The organism is Afipia sp. GW821-FHT14H12 (genome assembly GCF_058803465.1).
In genome coordinates, this window is the sequence record NZ_JBXAOZ010000002.1 from 356733 (window position 1) to 376542 (window position 19810).

Annotated in this window: 17 protein-coding genes and 1 pseudogene; 8 read left to right on the forward strand and 10 right to left on the reverse strand. The window is 63.5% G+C overall.

The genetic code is table 11. The annotated features are described in order from the left end of the window. The first annotated feature begins 65 nt into the window (after positions 1 to 65). Positions 66 to 989, forward strand: a complete 924-nt coding sequence (locus AC1RNA_RS13255; RefSeq protein ID WP_492951401.1) for a LysR family transcriptional regulator — start codon at positions 66 to 68, stop codon at positions 987 to 989. Beyond that, positions 986 to 1381, forward strand: a complete 396-nt coding sequence (locus AC1RNA_RS13260; RefSeq protein ID WP_492951402.1) for a RidA family protein — start codon at positions 986 to 988, stop codon at positions 1379 to 1381. Before AC1RNA_RS13255 ends, AC1RNA_RS13260 begins: the two co-directional genes overlap by 4 nt. A 24-nt stretch (positions 1382 to 1405) precedes the next feature. On the opposite strand, the gene AC1RNA_RS13265 is transcribed toward AC1RNA_RS13260, so the two are convergent. Further along, positions 1406 to 1747 carry a Lin0512 family protein gene (locus AC1RNA_RS13265; protein ID WP_492951403.1) on the reverse strand — a complete coding sequence of 114 codons (342 nt, stop codon included), beginning with the start codon at positions 1745 to 1747 and terminating at the stop codon, positions 1406 to 1408. 106 nt (positions 1748 to 1853) lie between these two features. After that, a complete protein-coding gene (locus AC1RNA_RS13270; protein ID WP_492951404.1) occupies positions 1854 to 2552 on the reverse strand; it encodes a DJ-1/PfpI family protein in 699 nt (232 codons plus the stop codon). A gap of 60 nt (positions 2553 to 2612) precedes the next feature. Between AC1RNA_RS13270 and AC1RNA_RS13275 the strand changes: the two genes are divergently transcribed. Next, positions 2613 to 3602: a GlxA family transcriptional regulator gene (locus AC1RNA_RS13275; RefSeq protein ID WP_492951405.1), complete on the forward strand. Its 990-nt coding sequence runs from the start codon at positions 2613 to 2615 to the stop codon at positions 3600 to 3602. Between the two features lie 32 nt (positions 3603 to 3634). On the opposite strand, the gene guaA is transcribed toward AC1RNA_RS13275, so the two are convergent. The 4 genes from guaA to guaB all read right to left on the reverse strand — a co-directional run bounded on the left by guaA (position 3635) and on the right by guaB (position 8588). Next, on the reverse strand, positions 3635 to 5230 hold the full coding sequence (gene guaA / locus AC1RNA_RS13280) for a glutamine-hydrolyzing GMP synthase (RefSeq protein WP_492951406.1): 1596 nt from the start codon (positions 5228 to 5230) through the stop codon (positions 3635 to 3637). A 102-nt stretch (positions 5231 to 5332) separates the two neighbouring features. Then, the gene (locus AC1RNA_RS13285) at positions 5333 to 6634 is read right to left on the reverse strand and encodes an RsmB/NOP family class I SAM-dependent RNA methyltransferase (protein WP_492951407.1); all 1302 of its coding nucleotides are present in this window, start codon (positions 6632 to 6634) and stop codon (positions 5333 to 5335) included. A gap of 16 nt (positions 6635 to 6650) precedes the next feature. Then, entirely contained in the window at positions 6651 to 7013 is a 363-nt protein-coding gene (locus tag AC1RNA_RS13290) for an MAPEG family protein (protein ID WP_009339220.1), read from the reverse strand. Between the two features lie 78 nt (positions 7014 to 7091). After that, the gene (gene guaB, locus AC1RNA_RS13295; protein ID WP_492951408.1) at positions 7092 to 8588 is read right to left on the reverse strand and encodes an IMP dehydrogenase; all 1497 of its coding nucleotides are present in this window, start codon (positions 8586 to 8588) and stop codon (positions 7092 to 7094) included. A gap of 334 nt (positions 8589 to 8922) precedes the next feature. Here guaB and AC1RNA_RS13300 point away from each other — a divergent pair, with 334 nt between their 5' ends. Both AC1RNA_RS13300 and AC1RNA_RS13305 read left to right on the forward strand, forming a co-directional pair. Further along, positions 8923 to 10386, forward strand: coding sequence for an MFS transporter (locus tag AC1RNA_RS13300; RefSeq protein WP_492951409.1), 1464 nt, complete (start codon positions 8923 to 8925; stop codon positions 10384 to 10386). Further along, on the forward strand, positions 10361 to 12019 hold the full coding sequence (locus AC1RNA_RS13305) for an LTA synthase family protein (protein ID WP_492951410.1): 1659 nt from the start codon (positions 10361 to 10363) through the stop codon (positions 12017 to 12019). Before AC1RNA_RS13300 ends, AC1RNA_RS13305 begins: the two co-directional genes overlap by 26 nt. A 34-nt stretch (positions 12020 to 12053) precedes the next feature. Here AC1RNA_RS13305 and AC1RNA_RS13310 read toward each other — a convergent pair whose 3' ends face one another. Together AC1RNA_RS13310 and AC1RNA_RS13315 are read right to left on the reverse strand one after the other, a co-directional pair. Then, positions 12054 to 12734 (reverse strand): RlmE family RNA methyltransferase, encoded by a 681-nt coding sequence (locus tag AC1RNA_RS13310; RefSeq protein WP_492951411.1) that lies wholly within the window; start codon positions 12732 to 12734, stop codon positions 12054 to 12056. Between the two features lie 43 nt (positions 12735 to 12777). Next, positions 12778 to 13830 carry a Ppx/GppA phosphatase family protein gene (locus AC1RNA_RS13315; RefSeq protein ID WP_009339215.1) on the reverse strand — a complete coding sequence of 351 codons (1053 nt, stop codon included), beginning with the start codon at positions 13828 to 13830 and terminating at the stop codon, positions 12778 to 12780. 194 nt (positions 13831 to 14024) lie between these two features. On the opposite strand from AC1RNA_RS13315, the gene AC1RNA_RS13320 reads away from it, so the two are divergent. Next, positions 14025 to 14483 carry a YaiI/YqxD family protein gene (locus AC1RNA_RS13320; protein WP_492951412.1) on the forward strand — a complete coding sequence of 153 codons (459 nt, stop codon included), beginning with the start codon at positions 14025 to 14027 and terminating at the stop codon, positions 14481 to 14483. Between the two features lie 5 nt (positions 14484 to 14488). Then, entirely contained in the window at positions 14489 to 16306 is a 1818-nt protein-coding gene (locus AC1RNA_RS13325; RefSeq protein WP_492951413.1) for an ABC-F family ATP-binding cassette domain-containing protein, read from the forward strand. 11 nt (positions 16307 to 16317) lie between these two features. Here the strand turns inward: AC1RNA_RS13325 and AC1RNA_RS13330 are convergent, their stop codons facing one another. Beyond that, positions 16318 to 17214, reverse strand: a complete 897-nt coding sequence (locus AC1RNA_RS13330) for a LysR family transcriptional regulator (RefSeq protein WP_009339212.1) — start codon at positions 17212 to 17214, stop codon at positions 16318 to 16320. 92 nt (positions 17215 to 17306) lie between these two features. Here AC1RNA_RS13330 and AC1RNA_RS13335 point away from each other — a divergent pair. Further along, positions 17307 to 18528: pseudogene (locus tag AC1RNA_RS13335) on the forward strand (MFS transporter). Positions 18529 to 18586: 58 nt separating this feature from the next. On the opposite strand, the gene AC1RNA_RS13340 reads toward AC1RNA_RS13335, so the two are convergent. Then, positions 18587 to 19786 carry an ABC transporter substrate-binding protein gene (locus tag AC1RNA_RS13340; protein WP_009339210.1) on the reverse strand — a complete coding sequence of 400 codons (1200 nt, stop codon included), beginning with the start codon at positions 19784 to 19786 and terminating at the stop codon, positions 18587 to 18589. Positions 19787 to 19810 lie beyond the last annotated feature (24 nt).

Consider the following 19810-nt stretch of genomic DNA (forward strand, 5'->3'; position numbering starts at 1 on the left):
GGCCTACCGGAATAAGTCATAATCCTGTATTTTCGAGAAGTACCCTCTCGAAAAATGAGAACCAGATGGACCGGCTCGAGGCAATGTCGCTACTGGTCACGGCCGTGGAGGAAGGCAGCCTGTCGGCCGCCGGACGCAAGCTTGGCGTCCCGCTTCCCACCATCAGCCGCAAGGTTTCGGAACTCGAAGCCCACCTGAAAACCCAGCTTCTCGTCCGCTCGACACGCAAGCTCGGCCTGACCGAAGCCGGCACCGCCTACATCGCGGCTTGCAAGCGCATCCTGGAATGGGTGGACGAGGCCGAAGAACAGGCCACGGGCGAATACAGCGCGCCGCGCGGCGGCCTCGCCATCACCGCGCCTGTCGCATTCGGCAGGCTGCACGTCCTGCCCATCGTCAACGACTTTCTCCTGCGCTTTCCCGAGATCAACGTGCGCATGACACTGTCGGACAAGAACATCGACCTGATCGAGGATCACATCGACATGGCCGTGCGCATCGGAGAGCTGCCGGACAGCACGATGGTGGCCACCCGCGTCGGCGCGATCCGGCGGGTGGTCTGCGGCAGCCCTGCCTATTTCAAGGCGCACGGCACGCCGCAGACGCCGGACGATCTCAATGCGCACAAGTGCGTGGCCTTTGCGATCGCCTCCCCGGCATCGTTCTGGACCTTCGCAAAAAAGGGAAAAGGACCTCCGAGACCGGTCCGCCCGGTCTGCCGGCTTGCGGTCAATACCGCGGAAGCCGCCGTCGATGCCGCGATCGCGGGCATCGGCCTGACCCGTGTGCTGTCTTATCAGGCCGAACAGGCGATCCGGCAGGGCAAGCTGAAAATCGTTTTGCAGGACCATGAGCCTGCGCCGATCCCGGTTCATCTGATGCACGCGGGCCAGAATATCCTGCCGCTGAAGATGCGGCATTTTCTGGAGTTCGCCGCGCCACGTATCAGGAAGGCGCTTGGATCAGAATCCACAAAGAGGACACCATGAGCAAACGCGAGATCATCCGGGTCGAGCCGCTATCGACGTACCTCGAACGCTGGAAGGCGCCAACCTCTGCGGTCACGCGCCACGGCGACACAGTCTATGTCTCCGGCTTTCCGCCGTTCGATCCCGCAACAGGCGAAGTGATCGATGCACCCATCGAAAGACAGACCGAAATCGTGCTCGAACAGATGAAGCTATGCCTGGAAACAGCCGGATCGTCCCTCGACAAGGTTTTGAAGTGCAACGTGTACTGCACGTCCGTGGAGAAGTTTGCGGCCGTCAACGCGGTCTATGCGCGCTACTTTCCGAAAGACCCGCCAGCACGCATTTTCGTCAACGTGCCGGCATGGCCCGGCCATTTCGACATCGAGATCGACTGCATTGCGGCGGTGTAAGGCCGCCGACAGCAGGCATGACGATCACTTGCCGTCGTCGATGTAGACGATGATGGCCGCGTTCGCGATCAGGATGGAGTCCTTGCCCTCATAGGGCACTTCCAGACCGCCCTGCACCGCCTTCACGGCGATCTTGCCATAAGGCAATTCCTTCGCGACCGCAGCGGTGTCCACCCCGCTCGGGTCCGGCACGGCGACCGTGACATCGACAAACATGTCGTCGCGCGTCTGGCCGACCAGAGGAAAGAAGCTCAGGCTCGAGTGACGCAGCGCATCCGACACCGCGCGGCGCGCCGCCTTGGTGCCATCCTTGCCATGAACATCCACGCCCATGCCCATCTCGGTGATGCAACGTACCTTTGCCATTGTCGTCTTGCTCCTGAACCAACCATCAGCTGGATCGCCATAACCGGTCTCGTCCGGCACGACAAGACCGGATCAGCATGCCGAAGCTGGCCAACTCAAGACGGCTTCAAAGACCAAGCCGCTGCGCCACCCGCTGGGCCGTCTCACGCCGCTGCTCGGTGATGGCCCGCGCATTCTTGCGGGCGGCGCTGACGACGCTCGCGGGAGCGGTTTCCGGCGTGCCCGCATTGAACGGCGGCTCGGGCGCATATTGCATATAAAGCTGGATCGTTTGCGCCGCCTCCGCGCCGCGCAGGTCGGCGGCGACACGCAGCCCGCCATCGATGCCAGCGGTGACGCCTGCCGCGAACACCATGTTGCCGTCTGCCACCACGCGCTGGTTCACCGGAATGGCGCCGAAGATCGGCAGCAGTTCGAACGCCGACCAGTGCGTGGTCGCGCGCCTGCCCTTCAACAGGCCAGCCGCGCCGCAGATCAGCGCGCCGGTGCAGACCGACAGCACGCACTTTGCGCCCGCCGCCTGTTTACGGACCCAGGACAGCACCTCCTCGTCCTCCATCAGCATCTCCTGCCCGTAACCGCCGGGCACATGCAGCACGTCGAGTTGCGGCGCATCGGCCAGCAGCGCATCAGCCGCAAGGCGCAGACCGCGAATGTCGCGCACGGTGTCGAGGGTCTTGCCGTAGAGGCGATAGGTCGAATTCGGCATGCGCGACAGGATCTCGAACGGACCGGTGAGGTCGATCTGGTCGAGGCCTTCGAACAAGAGCGAGCCGATCTGAAGGTGGGTGTCGGGCGGGATCATGCGAGGCTCCGAAGAATGGGTCTGGACAAGCCCACCATAGGCTGACAGGCTCTGGCGGATATGCCAAAGACCCCTCGTTTTCCGCCAAAGCCGCGCCGCGTCGAAATCCTCGCTTTTCCCGGCGTGCAACTGCTCGACGTCGCGGGGCCGTTGCAGGTGTTCGCGACGGCGAACGTGATCGCCACGAAATCCGGCGGCGCGGCGCCCTACGATCTGCAAGTCGTCGCGCCGAAGGGCGCGCCGGTCACGACGTCGGCCGGGCTTGGCCTCGTGACCGCGCCGCTGCCGCGCGCACGATCCACGCTCGATACCCTGCTGGTGGCGGGCGGCGCCGGTGTCCGCAAAGCGTCGACCGACAAGGCGCTCGTCAAATGGGTTCAGGGCCGCGCGGCGCAAGCGCGCCGTGTCGCGTCCGTCTGCACCGGCGCGTTCCTGCTCGGTGCGGCGGGACTGCTCGATGGCAAGCGCGCGGTGACACACTGGACCGAATGCAAGGAGTTGGCGCGGCGCTTCCCCGCGATCCGTGTCGAGCCCGACCCGATCTTCGTGCAGGATGGCGCGGTGTGGAGTTCGGCCGGGATCACGGCGGGGATTGATCTCGCGCTGGCGCTGGTCGAGGAAGACATCGGACGCGAGATGGCGCTCGCGGTCGCGCGGCATCTCGTGATGTTCCTCAAGCGGCCCGGCGGACAGGCGCAGTTCAGCGTCGCGCTGTCGCTGCAAAGCGCCGAGGACCGCTTCGGCCCCCTGCACCACTGGATTTCAAATCATGTCGGTGGCGACCTGTCGCTGCCCACGCTGGCGCGGCAGGCGGGCATGAGCGAGCGCAGCTTCAGCCGCCGCTATGTCGAGGCCACCGGACAAACGCCCGCCCGCGCGGTGGAACGGCTGCGGGTGGAAGCCGCGCGGCGTCTGTTGTCCGACACGCGGCTGCCGGTGAAGCGCATCGCCGCGCGCTGCGGCTTCGGCTCGGAGGAAACCATGCGCCGCAGCTTCGTGCGCACGCTTGCCGCAACACCGCAGGATTATCGCGCGCGGTTCAGTTCGTGATTCTAGACGGCGGCGCGGGGGCGAGGTTCGCCCTACTCCCACTCGATCGTGCCGGGCGGCTTCGAAGTCACGTCATAGACGACGCGGTTGACGCCCTTCACCTCGTTGATGATGCGGGTCGCGGTTTCGGCGAGGAACTTCATGTCGAACGGATAGAAATCCGCCGTCATGCCGTCGGTCGATGTCACCGCCCGCAGGCCGACCACGAATTCATAGGTGCGCCCGTCGCCCATCACGCCAACCGTCTTCACCGGCAGCAGCACCGCGAACGCCTGCCAGATGGTGTCGTACAAGCCCGCGCGGCGGATTTCCTCGATATAGATCGCATCCGCCTGCCGCAGGATGTCGAGCTTCTCCGGCGTGATTTCGCCCGGACAACGGATCGCGAGGCCCGGCCCCGGAAATGGGTGACGGCCAACGAACACATCCGGCAGGCCGAGTTCGCGGCCCAGCGCGCGCACCTCGTCCTTGAACAATTCGCGCAACGGCTCGACCAGCTTCATCTTCATGCGCGCGGGCAGACCGCCGACATTGTGATGCGACTTGATCGTCACTGAAGGCCCGCCGGTGAACGACACGCTTTCGATCACGTCGGGATAGAGCGTACCCTGCGCGAGGAAATCCGCGCCGCCGATCTTTTTGGCTTCCTCATCGAACACGTCGATGAACAGCTTGCCGATGATCTTGCGCTTGGCTTCCGGATCGGTGACGCCCGCGAGCTCGCCCAAGAAAGTCTTCGAAGCATCCACATGCACCAGCGGGATGTTGTAATGATGCCGGAACAGATCGACCACCGTCTCGGCTTCCGCCATGCGTAAGAGGCCATGATCGACGAACACGCAGGTGAGCTGATCGCCAATCGCTTCATGGATCAGCACGGCAGCCACCGCTGAATCAACGCCGCCGGACAGACCGCAGATCACGCGGCCTTGGCCGACCTGCGCGCGGATCTTCTCGATCGCTTCCTCGCGGAAGGCGCGCATGGTCCAGTCGCCTTTCAGCCCCGCAACCTTGCGCACGAAATTCTTGATCAGCTTGGCGCCATCCGGCGTATGCACCACCTCGGGGTGAAACTGCATCGCATAGAATTTGCGCGCATCATCCGCGATGATGGAAATCGGCGAACCCGCCGCCTTCGCCACGCCGCGAAAACCTTCAGGCAGTTTCGTCACCCGGTCGCCATGGCTCATCCAGACGTCGTGCTTCTCGCCTTTCTTCCACACGCCCTCGAACAGCGCGCAGTCGTCGGTGATCTCGATCGCGGCGCGGCCGAATTCGCGATGGTGCCCTGCTTCCACCGTACCGCCGAGCTGCTGCGCCATGGTCTGTTCGCCGTAGCAGATGCCGAGCACCGGCACGCCCGAGGTGAAGATCGACATCGGCGCGGACGGAGCGTCCTCATCCAGCACCGAAGCCGGACCGCCGGACAGGATCACGGCCTTCGGCTTCATCGCCTGGAAGGCTTCCTCGGCTTTCTGGAACGGCACGATCTCGGAATAGACGCCGTCCTCGCGGACGCGGCGGGCGATCAGTTGCGTGACCTGAGAGCCGAAATCGACGATCAGAATCTTCTCGTGCGCGGCCGCCACATCAGGCGTCGCGGCACCGGTCTGGCTGTGTGCTGTCATGGCTGGGAGATACGCGAGGGGGGACGGAGTCGCAACCCCGGAACGCCTGCAAAACCGGCCTTATCGGCAGGTTTTGGCGGCAAAGCCACCCCGCCTGTGTCGTTATCCGGCCTTGCGCAGGATCGAGACGAAAAACCCGTCGGTCCCGGTCCGCAGCGGGGTCATCAGCAGCCCCTGCGGCGACTGGCGCACGGCTTTCCCGAAAGCCCCGGCACGGTCCCCAAGCGCGCCAATGACCTCGGCAGGCGGCACCACGGCGAAGTCCCCGTGGCGGGCCGTAAAGGCTGCAATCTGGCCGCCGTTCTCCTGCGGCAATACGGAGCAAGTAATGTAGGCGATGCGCCCGCCGGGCTTCACAAGCGCTGCGGCGCGCTCCAGCACCTCCGCCTGATCCTTGAGCCGAACCTCCAGCGCGCCGGGCCGCATCCGCCACTTGGCGTCCGGGTTGCGCCGCCATGTCCCGGTACCGGTACAGGGGGCATCCACCACCACGAGGTCAGCGGTCGCCTTGATATCGGAGAGCGGATTCTCGGCTCCCTTAGGGCCCCGAACTTCGGCGTTATGAATTCCCGCGCGCGACAGCCGCTCATGGATCGGCGCAAGCTGGCGCTTGTCGCGGTCGGTCGCGATCAGGCGGCCCTTGCCCTGCATCATCGCCGCGAGCGCCAGCGTCTTGCCACCCGCCCCCGCACACAAATCGATTACCTGCTCGCCCGGTTTTGCCTGCGCGAACAAGGCCGCAAGCTGCGATCCTTCATCCTGAACTTCAACACCGCCCTTGATGAAAACCTCCTCGGCATGGACACCGGGATTGCGCGCATCCGCCCCGAGCACGATGCGCAGGCCGAGCGGCGACCACGGCGTCGGCTGCGCGCCGAGATGTGACAACGCGGCCAGCGCCTTCTCCGGCTTGGAGCGCAGCGTGTTGACGCGCAGATCGAGCGGCGCGCGGCTCGCCATCGCCGCCGCTTCCCTGACGCGATCATCGCCGAAGGCTTCCGCCAGATGCGAGTCGAGCCATTCAGGATAATCACCCGCGATGTCCGGTGGCGCATTGTCGAGCGTGCGCGTGTCCAATGCGCTGCGCTCCGCCTCCGAGAGCGGCGCGGGCGCGAAACGCTCGCCACTGCACAGGGCCGCGATGGCATCGGTGTCGAGGCCGCGCTCCAGCCGCAGCGCGCCGAGCAGCCGGCCGCGCGGCGTATCTTCGTCCATCACATACGCACCCGACGCGCGGCGGCGCAGTGTGTCGAACACCAGCCCGGGGATCGCAGCGCGATCGCCGGAGCCCGCGAAACGGTGCGCCGTGCCCCACTCCTTCAGCGCGCTTTGCGCCGGGGAGCGGTTGGTGTCGATGGCTTCGAGAACTTCAATGGCAGCGGACAGCCGTGCGGCGGGCGTCATGACTATCCTTCAGTCGTTACGTGATTGTGGGAAACAGGATGCGTAGCGCGAAGTACACCCACATCGCCAGCAATACCAGTGCACCTGCGATAAAGAGCGAGGAACTCTGCGAACCTTCGCCCGATGAGCGAATGAAAATACCGGCATGGAGAATTTGCAGCACCACGAAAACCCATGCCAGCAGCACCATCACCAGATCGGCCTGTCGCAATGGCAATGCAAGCGCCACAACGACATAGAACAGAGTGTGGAGGTGATAGTTGAACCAGCCCTGTGCAGGTCCGCCCGCGAGCGAGAGGCGCTGTCCGGTCCAGAACAGCACCCCGAAGGTCAGGGCCACGAGCACGAAAACCGGCAGCAAAATGCCTTGGTACATCATACGGCGTTCTCCAAATATCAAAGTATGGATCGCCCGCGCGCATCCCAATCAGGAATGCACGCGGGCTCGCCGTAATAACTACGCTCCGCCGGGATAGTTCGGGCTCTCGCGCGTAATCGTCACATCGTGGACGTGGCTTTCGCGCAAGCCCGCGCCGGTGATGCGGACGAATTCCGCCTTGGCGTGGAAATCCTGCAGCGTCTTGGCGCCGACATAGCCCATCGCGGCGCGAAGGCCACCGGCCAGCTGATGCAGGACACCGGCGACCGGCCCCTTGTATGGCACCTGCCCTTCGATGCCTTCCGGCACCAGCTTGAGCGTGTCCTTGATGTCCTGCTGGAAGTAGCGGTCGGCCGAGCCGCGCGACATCGCGCCGACCGAGCCCATGCCACGATAGGCCTTGTAGGAACGTCCCTGCCACAGGAACACCTCGCCCGGCGTCTCGTCGGTGCCCGCGAGCAGCGAGCCGACCATGGCGACATCCGCACCGGCGGCGAGCGCCTTGGCGAGATCGCCCGAGAACTTGATGCCGCCGTCGGCGATTACCGGAATGCCCGCCTTCTTCGCCGCCTCGACCGAATCCATGATCGCGGTGAGCTGCGGCACGCCGACACCCGCGACGATGCGCGTGGTGCAGATCGAGCCCGGACCGATGCCAACCTTGATCGCGTCCGCGCCGGAATCGATCAACGCCTGGGTGCCTTCCTTGGTCGCGACGTTGCCCGCCACCACCTGCACCGCGTTCGACAGCCGCTTGATGCGGTTGACCGCATCGAGCACACGCTGCGAATGGCCGTGCGCGGTATCCACCACGACGACATCGACGCCCGCGTCGATCAGCCGTTCGGTGCGCTCGAATCCGCCATCGCCCACCGTGGTCGCGGCAGCAACACGCAGGCGGCCCTGCTCATCCTTGGAGGCCAGCGGATAGGCCACCGCCTTCTCCATGTCCTTCACCGTGATGAGGCCGACGCAGCGGTACTGATCGTCAACGACGAGCAGCTTCTCGATGCGGTTCTGGTGCAGGAGCTTCTTGGCTTCGGTCTGGTTGACGCCGCCCTCGCGCACGGTGATGAGATTTTCGTGGGTCATCAACTCGGAGATCTTCTGGTCCGGGTTGGTGGCGAAGCGCACGTCGCGGTTGGTGAGGATACCGACAAGCTTGCCGGGCTGGCCGTTGCTGCCGCCGGTGACCACCGGGATGCCGGAGAAGCCGTGGTCCTTCATCATCGCCAGCGCGTCGGCGAGCCGCGCGTCAGGCGAAATGGTCAGCGGATTGACCACCATGCCGGATTCGAACTTCTTCACCTGCCGCACCTGCGCGGCCTGATCTTCGGGACTATTGAAATTGCGATGGATGACGCCGATGCCGCCCGATTGCGCCATCGCGATCGCCATGCGGGCCTCGGTCACGGTATCCATGGCCGACGCCATGATCGGGATATTGAGAGGAACGGCGCGCGTGAGATGGGTCCGCAGATCGGCGTCGGAAGGCATGACCTCCGACAGACCGGGCTTCAACAACACATCGTCGAAGGTGAACGCTTCCCGGATTGTCTGATTGATGGACGCCATTGCCAACTCCCTCCAGCGGCCTCGCCGCGATAACATCTCAGGATGTACGACGATCCGGCGGCGCTGCGGCACCACACGCGAATCGTAGCCCATCGATGGGATTGGCGGTGGTCGATAGCATGGCGACCCCGTATTTCAAAGCCTTTCTCGCGGTTTTGACAGGCTTTTCGGCGATAGCAGCCATACCGCCCTCACGCCCTTGCGCCGGAACGGCTGCGCTCACGGCGAGTTGACCCGGCCAGACCGCCCTCACCCACGGGACCGGCCACTTTCGCCCCTTTTTCATCTCTGGCCGGGCTTTGCCGATCCTCCCGCCATTGCTACCAACCTGACGATGCAGAAAGAACGCCTGATTCCGCTGATCGTCGCCTGTGCGCTGTTCATGGAGAACATGGACTCCACGGTGATCGCGACCTCGCTCCCCGCGATTGCGACCGACATCGGCACCAATCCGCTGGCGCTGAAGGTCGCGATCACATCGTATCTGCTCTCGCTCGCGGTCTTTATTCCCGGCAGCGGCTGGATGGCGGACAGGTTCGGCGCCCGCAACGTGTTCGCCTGCGCGATCGCCGTTTTCATGGTCGGCTCGATCGGCTGCGCGATCTCATCCTCGCTGACCGATTTCGTCTATGCCCGCATCCTGCAGGGCATGGGTGGCGCGATGATGATGCCGGTCGGCCGCCTGGTGCTGCTGCGGACCATCGAAAAGAGCGCGCTCGTCAATGCGATGGCGTGGGTCACAGTGCCCGCTCTGCTTGGCCCGGTGATGGGGCCGCCGCTCGGCGGCTTCATCACGACCTATTTTTCGTGGCACTGGATTTTCCTGATCAACATCCCGATCGGATTTCTCGGGATCTACCTCGCCATCCGATTCATCGACCCGATCCCCAGCGACAGCCTCGAGCGGTTCGACCTTGTGGGATTGCTGCTGGCCGGGCTTGCGGTTGCCGGTCTCGCCTTCGGGTTATCGGTCGCGGGATTGAATCTCCTGCCCTGGCAGTTGGTCGTCGGATTGATCGTGGGCGGCGCTGTCTCGGGCCTGTTCTACATCCGCCATGCCCGCAAGACGGCCTCGCCGGTGCTCGACTTCTCGCTGCTGCAACTGCCGACGCTGCGCGCCAGCCTTGGCGGCGGCTTCCTGTTCCGCATGGGCATCGGCGCGTTACCGTTCCTGCTGCCGCTGCTGATGCAGCTCGGATTCGGACTGTCGCCGTTTCAGTCCGGCATGGTGACGTTCGCCTCCGCCATCGGCGCGATGGGCATGAAGACGTTCGCCGCGCGCATCATCCGCACCTTCGGCTTTCGGCCCGTTATCCTGTTCAACGTGTTCGTCGCATCGGCGTCCGTCGCCGCCTGCGCGCTGTTCATGCCCGGCACGCCGCTGTTGCTCATCATGATTGTCCTGATCGTCGGCGGTTTCTTCCGCTCGCTGCAATTCACTGCGATCAACACGCTCGCCTATGCGGAGATCGAGCCGCCGCAGATGAGCCGCGCCACTACGCTCGCCAGCGTCAACCAGCAACTCGCGATTTCGGCGGGCGTCGCGGTCGGCGCGTTCGCGGTCGAAGCCACGCAGCATTTCCGGCAGGCCGCCGAACTCACCGCCATCGATTTCTGGCCTGCGTTTGTTGTGGTCTCGCTGATCTCGGTGTCGTCGTTCTGGGCGTTCTATCGCCTGCCCGCCAACGCGGGGCACCAGATTTCCGGCCAGAAGGTCGAGGCGATGGAAGGCCCGAAGGCCGCCGATACCGCCGCCAACGAGAGCACCGCCGATGTGCGCGACCAGCGGCTCGGATAACCGGACGAACTGGCGAAGCCATGCCCTGCGTTACCGGTGCGTTTTTATCGCTCTGGTGACAGCGGCGATCGCCCTGATCTTCACGCGCGGCGCTGAGTCAGCGCCGCTGTGGCTTCATATCCTGCTGGATGCCACGCTCCTGGCCGTCATCCTGTCATCGTCGCGCATGATATGGAGGCTGCTCTTTCTGCTGTTGAGCATCGCGCTCTCGCTGCAAGGCGCAAGCGTGCTCCTGACGGGGCACCTTCTCTCTTCTCTCGTCATCGCAAATATCGACGGATATCAGTGGCTCGGAACCAGGACCCTGACCGTCCTCGCCACGGCATTCGTGTTTTCAAATCTTTTTAATTTCGCGCTCTATTTCACATCGCGCGCCAGCGGCTTCGGATCGAAGACCAGGATTGCCGCGGCCATCCTGTATGCGGCGACAATCATCCTGCAGGTCACGCCCCTTGGCAGCTTCGCCAAAAGCGTGGCGGCCGCTGACCGTGAATACGCTTTCCTCCCAAAACGGAAGCTGGATCCACGTGCCACCAAATTCATGAAAGACTCATACTGGACAGATGGCGACACCCGAGGGCTCTCGCTCAAGGGCAAGAACGTCATCGTCATCTTTACCGAAGGCCTGTCCAGCCGGGTGATCGACACAGAAAACAACCTCGGCCTCGACCTGACGCCGAACATGGACAAGCTCGTGGCGCGAGGCACCACTTTCGAGAATTACTTCAATCACACGGCAGCGACTTATCGCGGGCTGCGCGGACAACTGACATCGTTCTATCAATACAGGGATGCCTTCCTGCCAAATCCCAAATTCGGCATGGAACAGGAGATGAAACTGTCGGACGTCGACGAGGCCTTTGGCGGGCGACTGGTCTCGCTGCCACATATCCTCGGCACATCCGGATACAGCACGTATTTCCTCACATCGGCGCCGACGGACAGCACATTGAACCGCATGCTGTCGGATATGGGTTTCGACAAGGTTTTCGGCGTCGAGGATTTCTACGAACCGAGCGCGATGATGTCCGACCTTCAGACGTTCGATGCGCTCCAAACGCTGACAGCCAGATTCCAGTCGGCTGGAAAACCGTTCTTCCTCGGCGTCTATCCGAGTGGCACACATCTCGGGATGACGAATTGCGATGCCGAATACCGCACCGGCTCCAATCAGCTTTACAACCAGTTTTATAATTACGATCAGCAGCTCGGTAAATTTATCGACTGGCTCTCAGTTTCGCCCGCCGCCAAGGACACGGTGATCGTTCTCACGGCCGATCACGCTACCTATCCCAGCCCCGCCTACAAAAAGAGCTTCCGGACGGATATCGACCTGTTCGTCGATCGCATTCCGCTCATCATTTACGGCGAAGGGGTCAAGAGCCAGAAGCTCGACGCCAGAAATGGCAACAGCCTGTCATTGGCTCCGACGCTTCTGCACCTCCTGGGCATCCGGAAGGGCGTCAACTTCTTCCTCGGCTGCTCGCTGTTCTCGACTTCGTGCGAAAGCCCCTACAGCCACATCTCGGCGATCGGAGAGGATATTATCGACACCTCGAGCGGAACCCCGCGCGTGATTTCAAATCACCACATCACGCACGACATCCACATGATGTACGATATCGGGGGATGAGGCTGCGATCAGGCCGCGATGGATCGACGGATCGTCAGGCGCCGCCGCGAAAACCCATCGCCAGCACGTAGCGCTCGGATGAATCCTGACGGCTCGCCGCAGGCTTGACGTGGCGCACGGTGGCGAAATTGCGCTTCAACTCGTTCTGCAGCGTGGCATCCGCCCCGCTCTGAAACACCTTCGCCAGAAACACGCCGCCGGGATTGAGCACCTCGGCCGCGAACGCGGCCGCGCTTTCGACCAGACCGACGATGCGGAGCTGATCGGTCTTGCGATGGCCGGTGGTGTTGGCCGCCATGTCGGACATCACGATATCGGCGCCACCGCCCAGTATTGCGCGCAACTTCTCGGGAGCATCGTCGGCAAGGAAATCGAGTTGCGCGAACGTCACGCCGGGAATTTCGCCCATCTCCAGAAGGTCGATGGCAATGACCTTGCCCTTGCCCGCTTCCGCGCCGACGCGCTTCGCTGCGATCTGGCTCCAGCCGCCGGGTGCCGCACCGAGATCGACCACCGCCTGCCCCTGCTTCAGGAAATGGTATTTGTCATCCATCTCGCGCAGCTTGTAGGCGGCGCGCGAGCGATAACCGTCGCGCTTGGCCTGCATGACATAGGGGTCATTGAGCTGGCGCTCCAGCCACAGCTTGGACGACAGCTTGCGCTTGCCGCCGCTTTTCACCGTGACGTGCAGCCGCCCCGTCGTGTCTTTCGCCATGAATTGAGCCTTGCAGGAATCGCTTGAGTATCCGTGTGCGATCTTACACGGGCTGGATATAGCCGTCTTCGCGCATCATTTCGACCAGCATGCCCTCGCGCAGGCCCCGGTCGGCGACCCGCAGCCGCGGCACCGGGAACGCCGCGCGGATCGCGTCGAGAATGGCGCAGCCCGCCAGCACCAGGTCGGCGCGCTCGGAACCGATGCAGGCATTATCGGCGCGCTGGCGGTAGGTCATCGTCATCAGCTTCTCGACCGCCGCCTCGATGTCGTGGCCCTTCATCCAGAGCCCGTCGACCCTGCGGCGGTCATAACGCACGAGGCCAAGATGGACGCCCGCCACCGTGGTCACGGTGCCGGACGTGCCGAGCAGATGCATGCCCGCGAGATCGCCGTTATGCGCGGCGGCGAACGGCGCGAGATGCTGGGCGACTTCATCGATCATCGCCGCATAGGACTCCCGCGTCACGTCGATGCCGCCGAAATGTTCCGCCAGCGTGACGACACCGAGCGGCAGCGAAATCCACGGCCCTTTGACCGGCGGCGCATCCGGCTGGCCGTCGGGCCGCATCAGCTTCACCACTTCGGTCGAGCCGCCGCCGATGTCGAACAGGATCGCGCCGCGCGCGCGATCGTCGAGCAGCGGCGAACAGCCGATCGCGGCGAATGTCGATTCCGTCTCGCGGTCGACAATCTCAAGCTCGATTCCGGTTTCCGACTTGATGCGGGACAGGAACAGATCGGAATTGTCCGCCGCGCGACAGGCCTCGGTTGCGATGGTGCGGCGGCGCACGGCACCCCGCGCATCCATCTTGTCCCGGCAGACCGACAGCGCCCCAACCGCGCGCTCGATCGCGGCATCGCTGATGCGGCCCGAGGAGACGATCCCCTCGCCGAGCCTGATGATGCGCGAAAATGAATCGACCACACGGAAGCCATCGCCGGTCGGGCGCGCGATCAGCAATCTGCAATTGTTTGTGCCGAGATCGATCGCGGCATAGGCAGGCGCGCTGGGAGCACGGCTTGCTTGCGCTTCGCCTGCCAGCAAATCCGCGTTCCGCTGTTCAGCGGCGCGTGACTGTGCATGCTCCGTCATGCAGATCCAAATCTGCGCCGAGGCGGCGCGAAACACCATTCGTCATTAAATGTACCAGCGCAGGCGGCTCGCGCAACCATCCTGTTCCCGCCCCGCCAAAACGCCTGAAAACAAAGGAATGCGGGCCTGCTTTCGCGGCGGCGCGAGCCATGTTATCGCAACGCAAAACGCAGGACGTTAAACGAACGAACAATATGCGAATCTATATCGACGCAGATGCCTGTCCGGTGAAGGATGAAATCTACCGTGTCGCCGCGCGCCACCACTGGCCCGTGAGCGTCGTCGCGGGGAATTTCATTCGCGTGCCGGACGATCCGATGATCGAGCGCATCGCCGCCGGGTCCGGCATGGATGCAGCCGACGACTGGATCGCCGAACGCGCGACGAAAGACGATGTCGTCATTACCGCCGACATTCCACTCGCCAGCCGTTGCGTGAAGGCGGGCGTGTCCGTTATCGCGCCGAACGGCAAGGCCTTCACGGAAGAGTCAATCGGCATGACGCTCGCCGTGCGCAATTTGATGACGGATTTGCGTTCCAGCGGCGAGATCACCGGTGGCCCGCGCGGCTTCTCGCCGAAGGATCGTTCTGCTTTTCTCTCGGCGCTCGATCAGGCCATCCGCCGCATTCTGCGCGCGCAACCATCAGACTGAGGCACATGGCTCCCCTTATCCAGCTCAAGGACATTGCTCTCACCTTCGGCGGCACGCCGCTTCTGACCGGCGTGGAACTGGCCGTCGAAGCGGGCGACCGCGTCTGCCTGATCGGTCGCAACGGCTCGGGCAAATCCACGCTGCTCAAGATCGTCGCCGGATTGATCGAACCGGATCGCGGCACACGTTTTGTCCAACCCGGTGCGACGGTGCGTTACCTGCCGCAGGAGCCGGACTTCTCCGGCGCCGCGACGACGCTGGCCTATGTCGAAGCTGGTCTTAACCCCGGCGACGATTCCTATCAGGCGCGCTATCTGCTCGAACAGCTCGGCCTCACCGGCGAGGAGAACCCCGCGAACCTCTCGGGCGGCGAAGCACGCCGCGCCGCGCTGGCGCGCGTACTCGCGCCCTCGCCCGACATCCTGCTGCTCGACGAGCCGACCAACCATCTCGACCTCACCACCATCGAATGGCTGGAAGGCGAACTCGCCTCGCGCCGCAGCGCGCTCGTCATCATCAGCCACGACCGCCGCTTCCTCGCCAATCTGTCGCGCGCCACCGTCTGGCTCGACCGCGGTGAGACGCGCCGCATCGAGAAAGGCTTCGATGCGTTCGAGGAATGGCGCGACGAGGTGCTGGCGGAAGAAGAACGCGATCAGCACAAGCTCGACCGCAAGATCGTGATGGAAGAGCACTGGCTGCGTTACGGCGTCTCCGGCCGCCGCAAGCGCAACGTCAAGCGGCTCGGCAACCTGCATGCGCTGCGCGAGCAGCGGCGCGACTATCGCGGCGCGACCGGCAAGGCGGCGCTCGCCGCGGCCGAATCCGACGTGTCCGGCAAGCTCGTGGTCGAGGCGAAACACATCTCGAAGGCGTTCGGCGAGCGCGCCATCGTCAGCGATTTCTCTACCCGCATCGCGCGCGGCGACCGGCTCGGCATCGTCGGCCCCAACGGCGCGGGCAAGACCACGCTGATCAATCTTCTCACCGGCGCGGAGCCGCCCGATAGCGGCACGGTGCGGCTCGGCGTCAATCTCGAAATGGCGACGCTCGACCAGCATCGCGAAAGCCTCGATCCCAAATCGACGCTCTCGGAAGCCCTGACCGGCGGACGCGGCGATCACATCATGGTCGGCGGCAAGCCGAAGCACGTCATCGGCTACATGAAGGACTTCCTGTTTTCGCAGGAACAGGCACGCACGCCGCTCGAGGCACTGTCCGGCGGCGAGCGCGGCCGCCTGATGCTGGCGCGCGCACTGGCCAAGCCCTCGAACCTTCTGGTGCTCGACGAGCCGACCAACGATCTCGATCTGGAAACGCTGGACGTGCTGGAAGACATGCTCGGCGATTACGAGGGCACGGTGGTGCTTATCAGCCACGACCGCGACTTCCTCGACCGCGTCGTCACATCCGTGATCGCACCGGAAGGCCAAGGCCGCTGGGTCGAGTATGCTGGCGGCTACAGCGACATGCTGGCGCAGCGCGGCAGCGACTTAAAGGAAAAGACCGTCAAGGGCACGCCCGCGCCCGCAAAGGCCGCGAAGGAAGCTTCTCCTTCCGCCGCCGCGCCCGCTCCGAAACGCCGCCTCAGTTTCAAGGACAAGCACGCGCTGGACACACTGCCGAAGACGATGGCGAAGCTGCAGGCCGAGATCGCGAAACTGCAAACCCAGTTGGACGACCCGACGCTGTTCACACGCGACCGCAAGGCCTTCGATGCCGCCTCCGCCGCGATGACAAAAGCCCATGCCGATCTCGCGGCCGCCGAGGAACAATGGCTGGAGCTGGAAATCCTGCGCGAGGACATCGAGGGCGGGACGTAACGCGGCTTCCTTCAGCGCACTTCATGAAGCTCCAGAGCGAGCGCATCGCGGAAGGCTTCGATCGGAGCCGCCAGACGGCCGGCCGGCGGACGATGAACGACCCATGCCCTCACGGCGGGTTCGAAGTTTTCGACCTTGACGATCTTCAGCTTGCTGCGAAAGGGGCTGCGCTTCAAAGCCGCAGGCGTTGCCAGTCCAATTCCCATGCCGCGCGCGACCAGCGACAATCGAAGCTCCGGGTCGATCGCCTCCACAGCAATCTGAAACGGCAGATGCGCTGCGTCAAACCGGCGCTTGAGCGCCCTGCGAAATCCGCAGCCATCATGATTGATGACCCATGGCAGGCGCGACAGGTCCGGCAGGCCAATCGTCTTCGGCACCTTCATGTCGCGAGGGACGACGAAAATGACAGCCTGCGTTCCGAGATCGTCACATTCTAGTTCTTCCGGTGGCGCGACACCGTCAGGCAGACAGATCGCAGCGGCATCGAGTTCGTTGCGGCCAACCCGCTCCGTCTGCTCCAGCGACCAGCCGGAAATGACCCGCAGGCTCAGCGATGGAAATTGCGCGCGCAGCCTATCCAGCGGCACGCTCAAACCGGCTTCGGATAAATAAGGTGTAATGCCCAGGCGGAATTCGCCGCGCACGACGCCATCGGCCGCAACCCCCGATTTAAGATCGTCCAGCGTCCGCAACACCCGGCGCCCCTGCTCATACGCTTCGCGACCTGCCGTTGTTGGTTTCAATGGCTTCGATTGCCGGTCGAGCAATTCCACACCAAGCATGTCTTCGAGATTCTGCACGCGGCGCGTCACCCCCGGCTGGGTCAGATTCAGCCGCGCGGACGCGGCGACGATGGAGCCGGTTTCGACTACCGCGACGAAGGCGACCAGATCATTGGTATTCATGACCAACACGCATATTGATTATCGATATAATTGAATTGTTGCATATTATGCGTGCTGCTTAAAGGGCCTCGCGATCATTTGCGAGGCTTTCAATGACCCTGCTTCCGGCCACGACCCTTCCCGACCCTCAACAAACCGTTTCCCGCTCCTTCATCCGGCTGGGTGCCCTCGCCACCGGCGTCATTGTGACTAACCTGTCCGCGCCACAAATCCTTGTCGCGTTGATCGGCTCGTCCTTCGGCATATCCACCGCACAGGCTGGCATGGTCAGCACCTCGACCCTGCTCGGATACGCCACCGGATTGTTTCTGCTGGTGCCGCTCGCCGACATCTTTGAAAACCGCAACCTCATTGGCTTCACGCTCGCCTGCACCGTCACTGCCGCGATCTGCACCGCACTCGCACCGACACCCTCCCTTTTGCTGCTGTGCGTGTTCGTGCTCGGCGTCTTCTGCTCCGCGATCCAGATGCTCGTGCCGCTCATCGCTGCGATGGCGCATCCATCCGAACGCGGGCGCGTCATCGGCGATGTGATGGGTGGATTAATGATCGGTATCATGCTGTCTCGCCCGCTCGCGAGTTTAATAGCGGGCGGATGCTTGGGACTGGCGCGGATTCTATGCGGCCTCTGCTGCGGCGATCGCAGTTCTTGCCATCGCTCTGATGCGACGCCTTCCCTCGCTGCAGCCCGCCGCACGCATAAGCTACGCCGGGCTGCTGGGGTCGTTCTGGACATTGTGGCGCGATGAACCGGTCTTGCGCGTGCGCTCATGGACGGCCTCGCTGGCCATGGCATCCTTCTCCGCCTACTGGACTGCCATTGCACTCCGGCTATCCGCCAGCCCCTTCAACCTCACAGCGCGCGGCATTGCGATCTTCGCGCTGGTCGGCGCAGCCGGCGCGATTGCGACACCGCTAGCGGGCCGGATGGGCGATCGCGGCTGGACACGGCGGGGATTATGCGCATCGCATCTTCTCATTATCGTGGCGCCCGTGCTGTGTGCATTGGCTGAATTCGTCTCGTCACGAACATTGGCGCTCACCGTAGAAGGTCTCGGTGCGATCCTTCTCGACATCGGCTTCACCTGCGACCAGATTCTTGGCCGCCGTGCCATCAACTTGCTACAGCCAGAAGCGCGAGGCCGCATCAACGGTCTCTATGTCGGCCTGTTCTTCATCGGAGGCGGTATCGGCGCAGCCGCAGCCAGCTTAGCGTGGTCATACGGGGGATGGTCAGCCGTCTGTCTCGCCGCCGGAAGCTTTGGCTTTATTGCCCTGATAACGGATGCGGTAACCTCGACAGGGACGTCATAGCCGCAAAAAATCCGCGCCACGCTTTCGCGTGACGCGGATTCTTTATCTTGACCGGAACTTACTTGGTCAGCGGGCAGCCGCTTTCCTTCGCGGTCGGGTAGGCCTTGTCGCCCGGCACGGTGGCGATCACCTTGTAATAATCCCACGGCTTCTTGCTTTCCGAAGGCTTCTTGACCTCGAACAGATAGAGGTCGGTGACCATGCGGCCGTTGGCGAGAACCTTGCCGTGCGAGGTGAAGGCATCATCCACCGGCATTTCCTTCAGCTTCTTGGTGACGGCTTCGGTATCCTTGGTCCCGGCGGCCTTCACAGCCTTCAGGTACGAGGTCACGGCCGAATAGGTACCGGCCTGGACCATGTTGGGCATCCGGCCGGTCTTCTTGAAGAAGCGGTTGGCGAAATCGCGCGACCTGTCGTCCCGATCCCAGTAGAAGCTCTCGGTCAGTTGCAGGCCCTGCGCCGCCTGAAGGCCGAGGCCGTGCACTTCCGCCAGCGTGAACAGCAGCGCCGCGAGCTTCTGGCCGCCCTGCACGATGCCGAATTCAGACGCCTGCTTGATGGCGTTCGAGGTGTCGAGACCGGCGTTGGCAAGGCCGATGACCTTCGCCTTCGAGCTTTGCGCCTGCAACAGGAACGACGAGAAGTCGGAGGTGTTCAGCGGGTGACGCACCGCGCCCAGCACCTTGCCGCCCTTTTCCTTCACGATCGCGGCGGTGTCCTGCTCCAGCGAATAGCCGAACTGATAGTCGGCGGTCAGGAAGAACCAGGTGTTGCCGCCCGCCTCGGTCAAGGCACCGCCGGTGCCGACAGCGAGCGCATGCGTGTCATAGGCCCAGTGGAAGCCGTAAGGCGAGCAGAGGTCGCCGGTGATGCGCGACGAGCCCGCGCCGACCACCATGTCGATCTTCTTTTCCTGCTTCGAGAGTTCCTGCACGGCGAGCGCGACAGAAGATGTCGTCAGTTCGGTGATCATGTCGACATGTTCGACATCGTACCAGCGGCGCGCGATGCTCACGCCGAGGTCGGGCTTGTTCTGGTGGTCGGCGTTAACCAGTTCGATCTTCTGGCCGAGCACGGAGCCGCCGAAATCATCGATGGCCATTTGGGCGGCTTCGACCGACCATTTGCCGCCGAAATCAGCGTAGACGCCGGACTGATCGTTCAAGACACCAATCTTGACGCCCTCGGCGGCGAATGCCGGGCCGGCCGCGCAGAGAAGGGCCAGGGCCGAGATTGCCGACAGATATTTGGACTTCATGTTTCACTCCCGATTATCGTTATT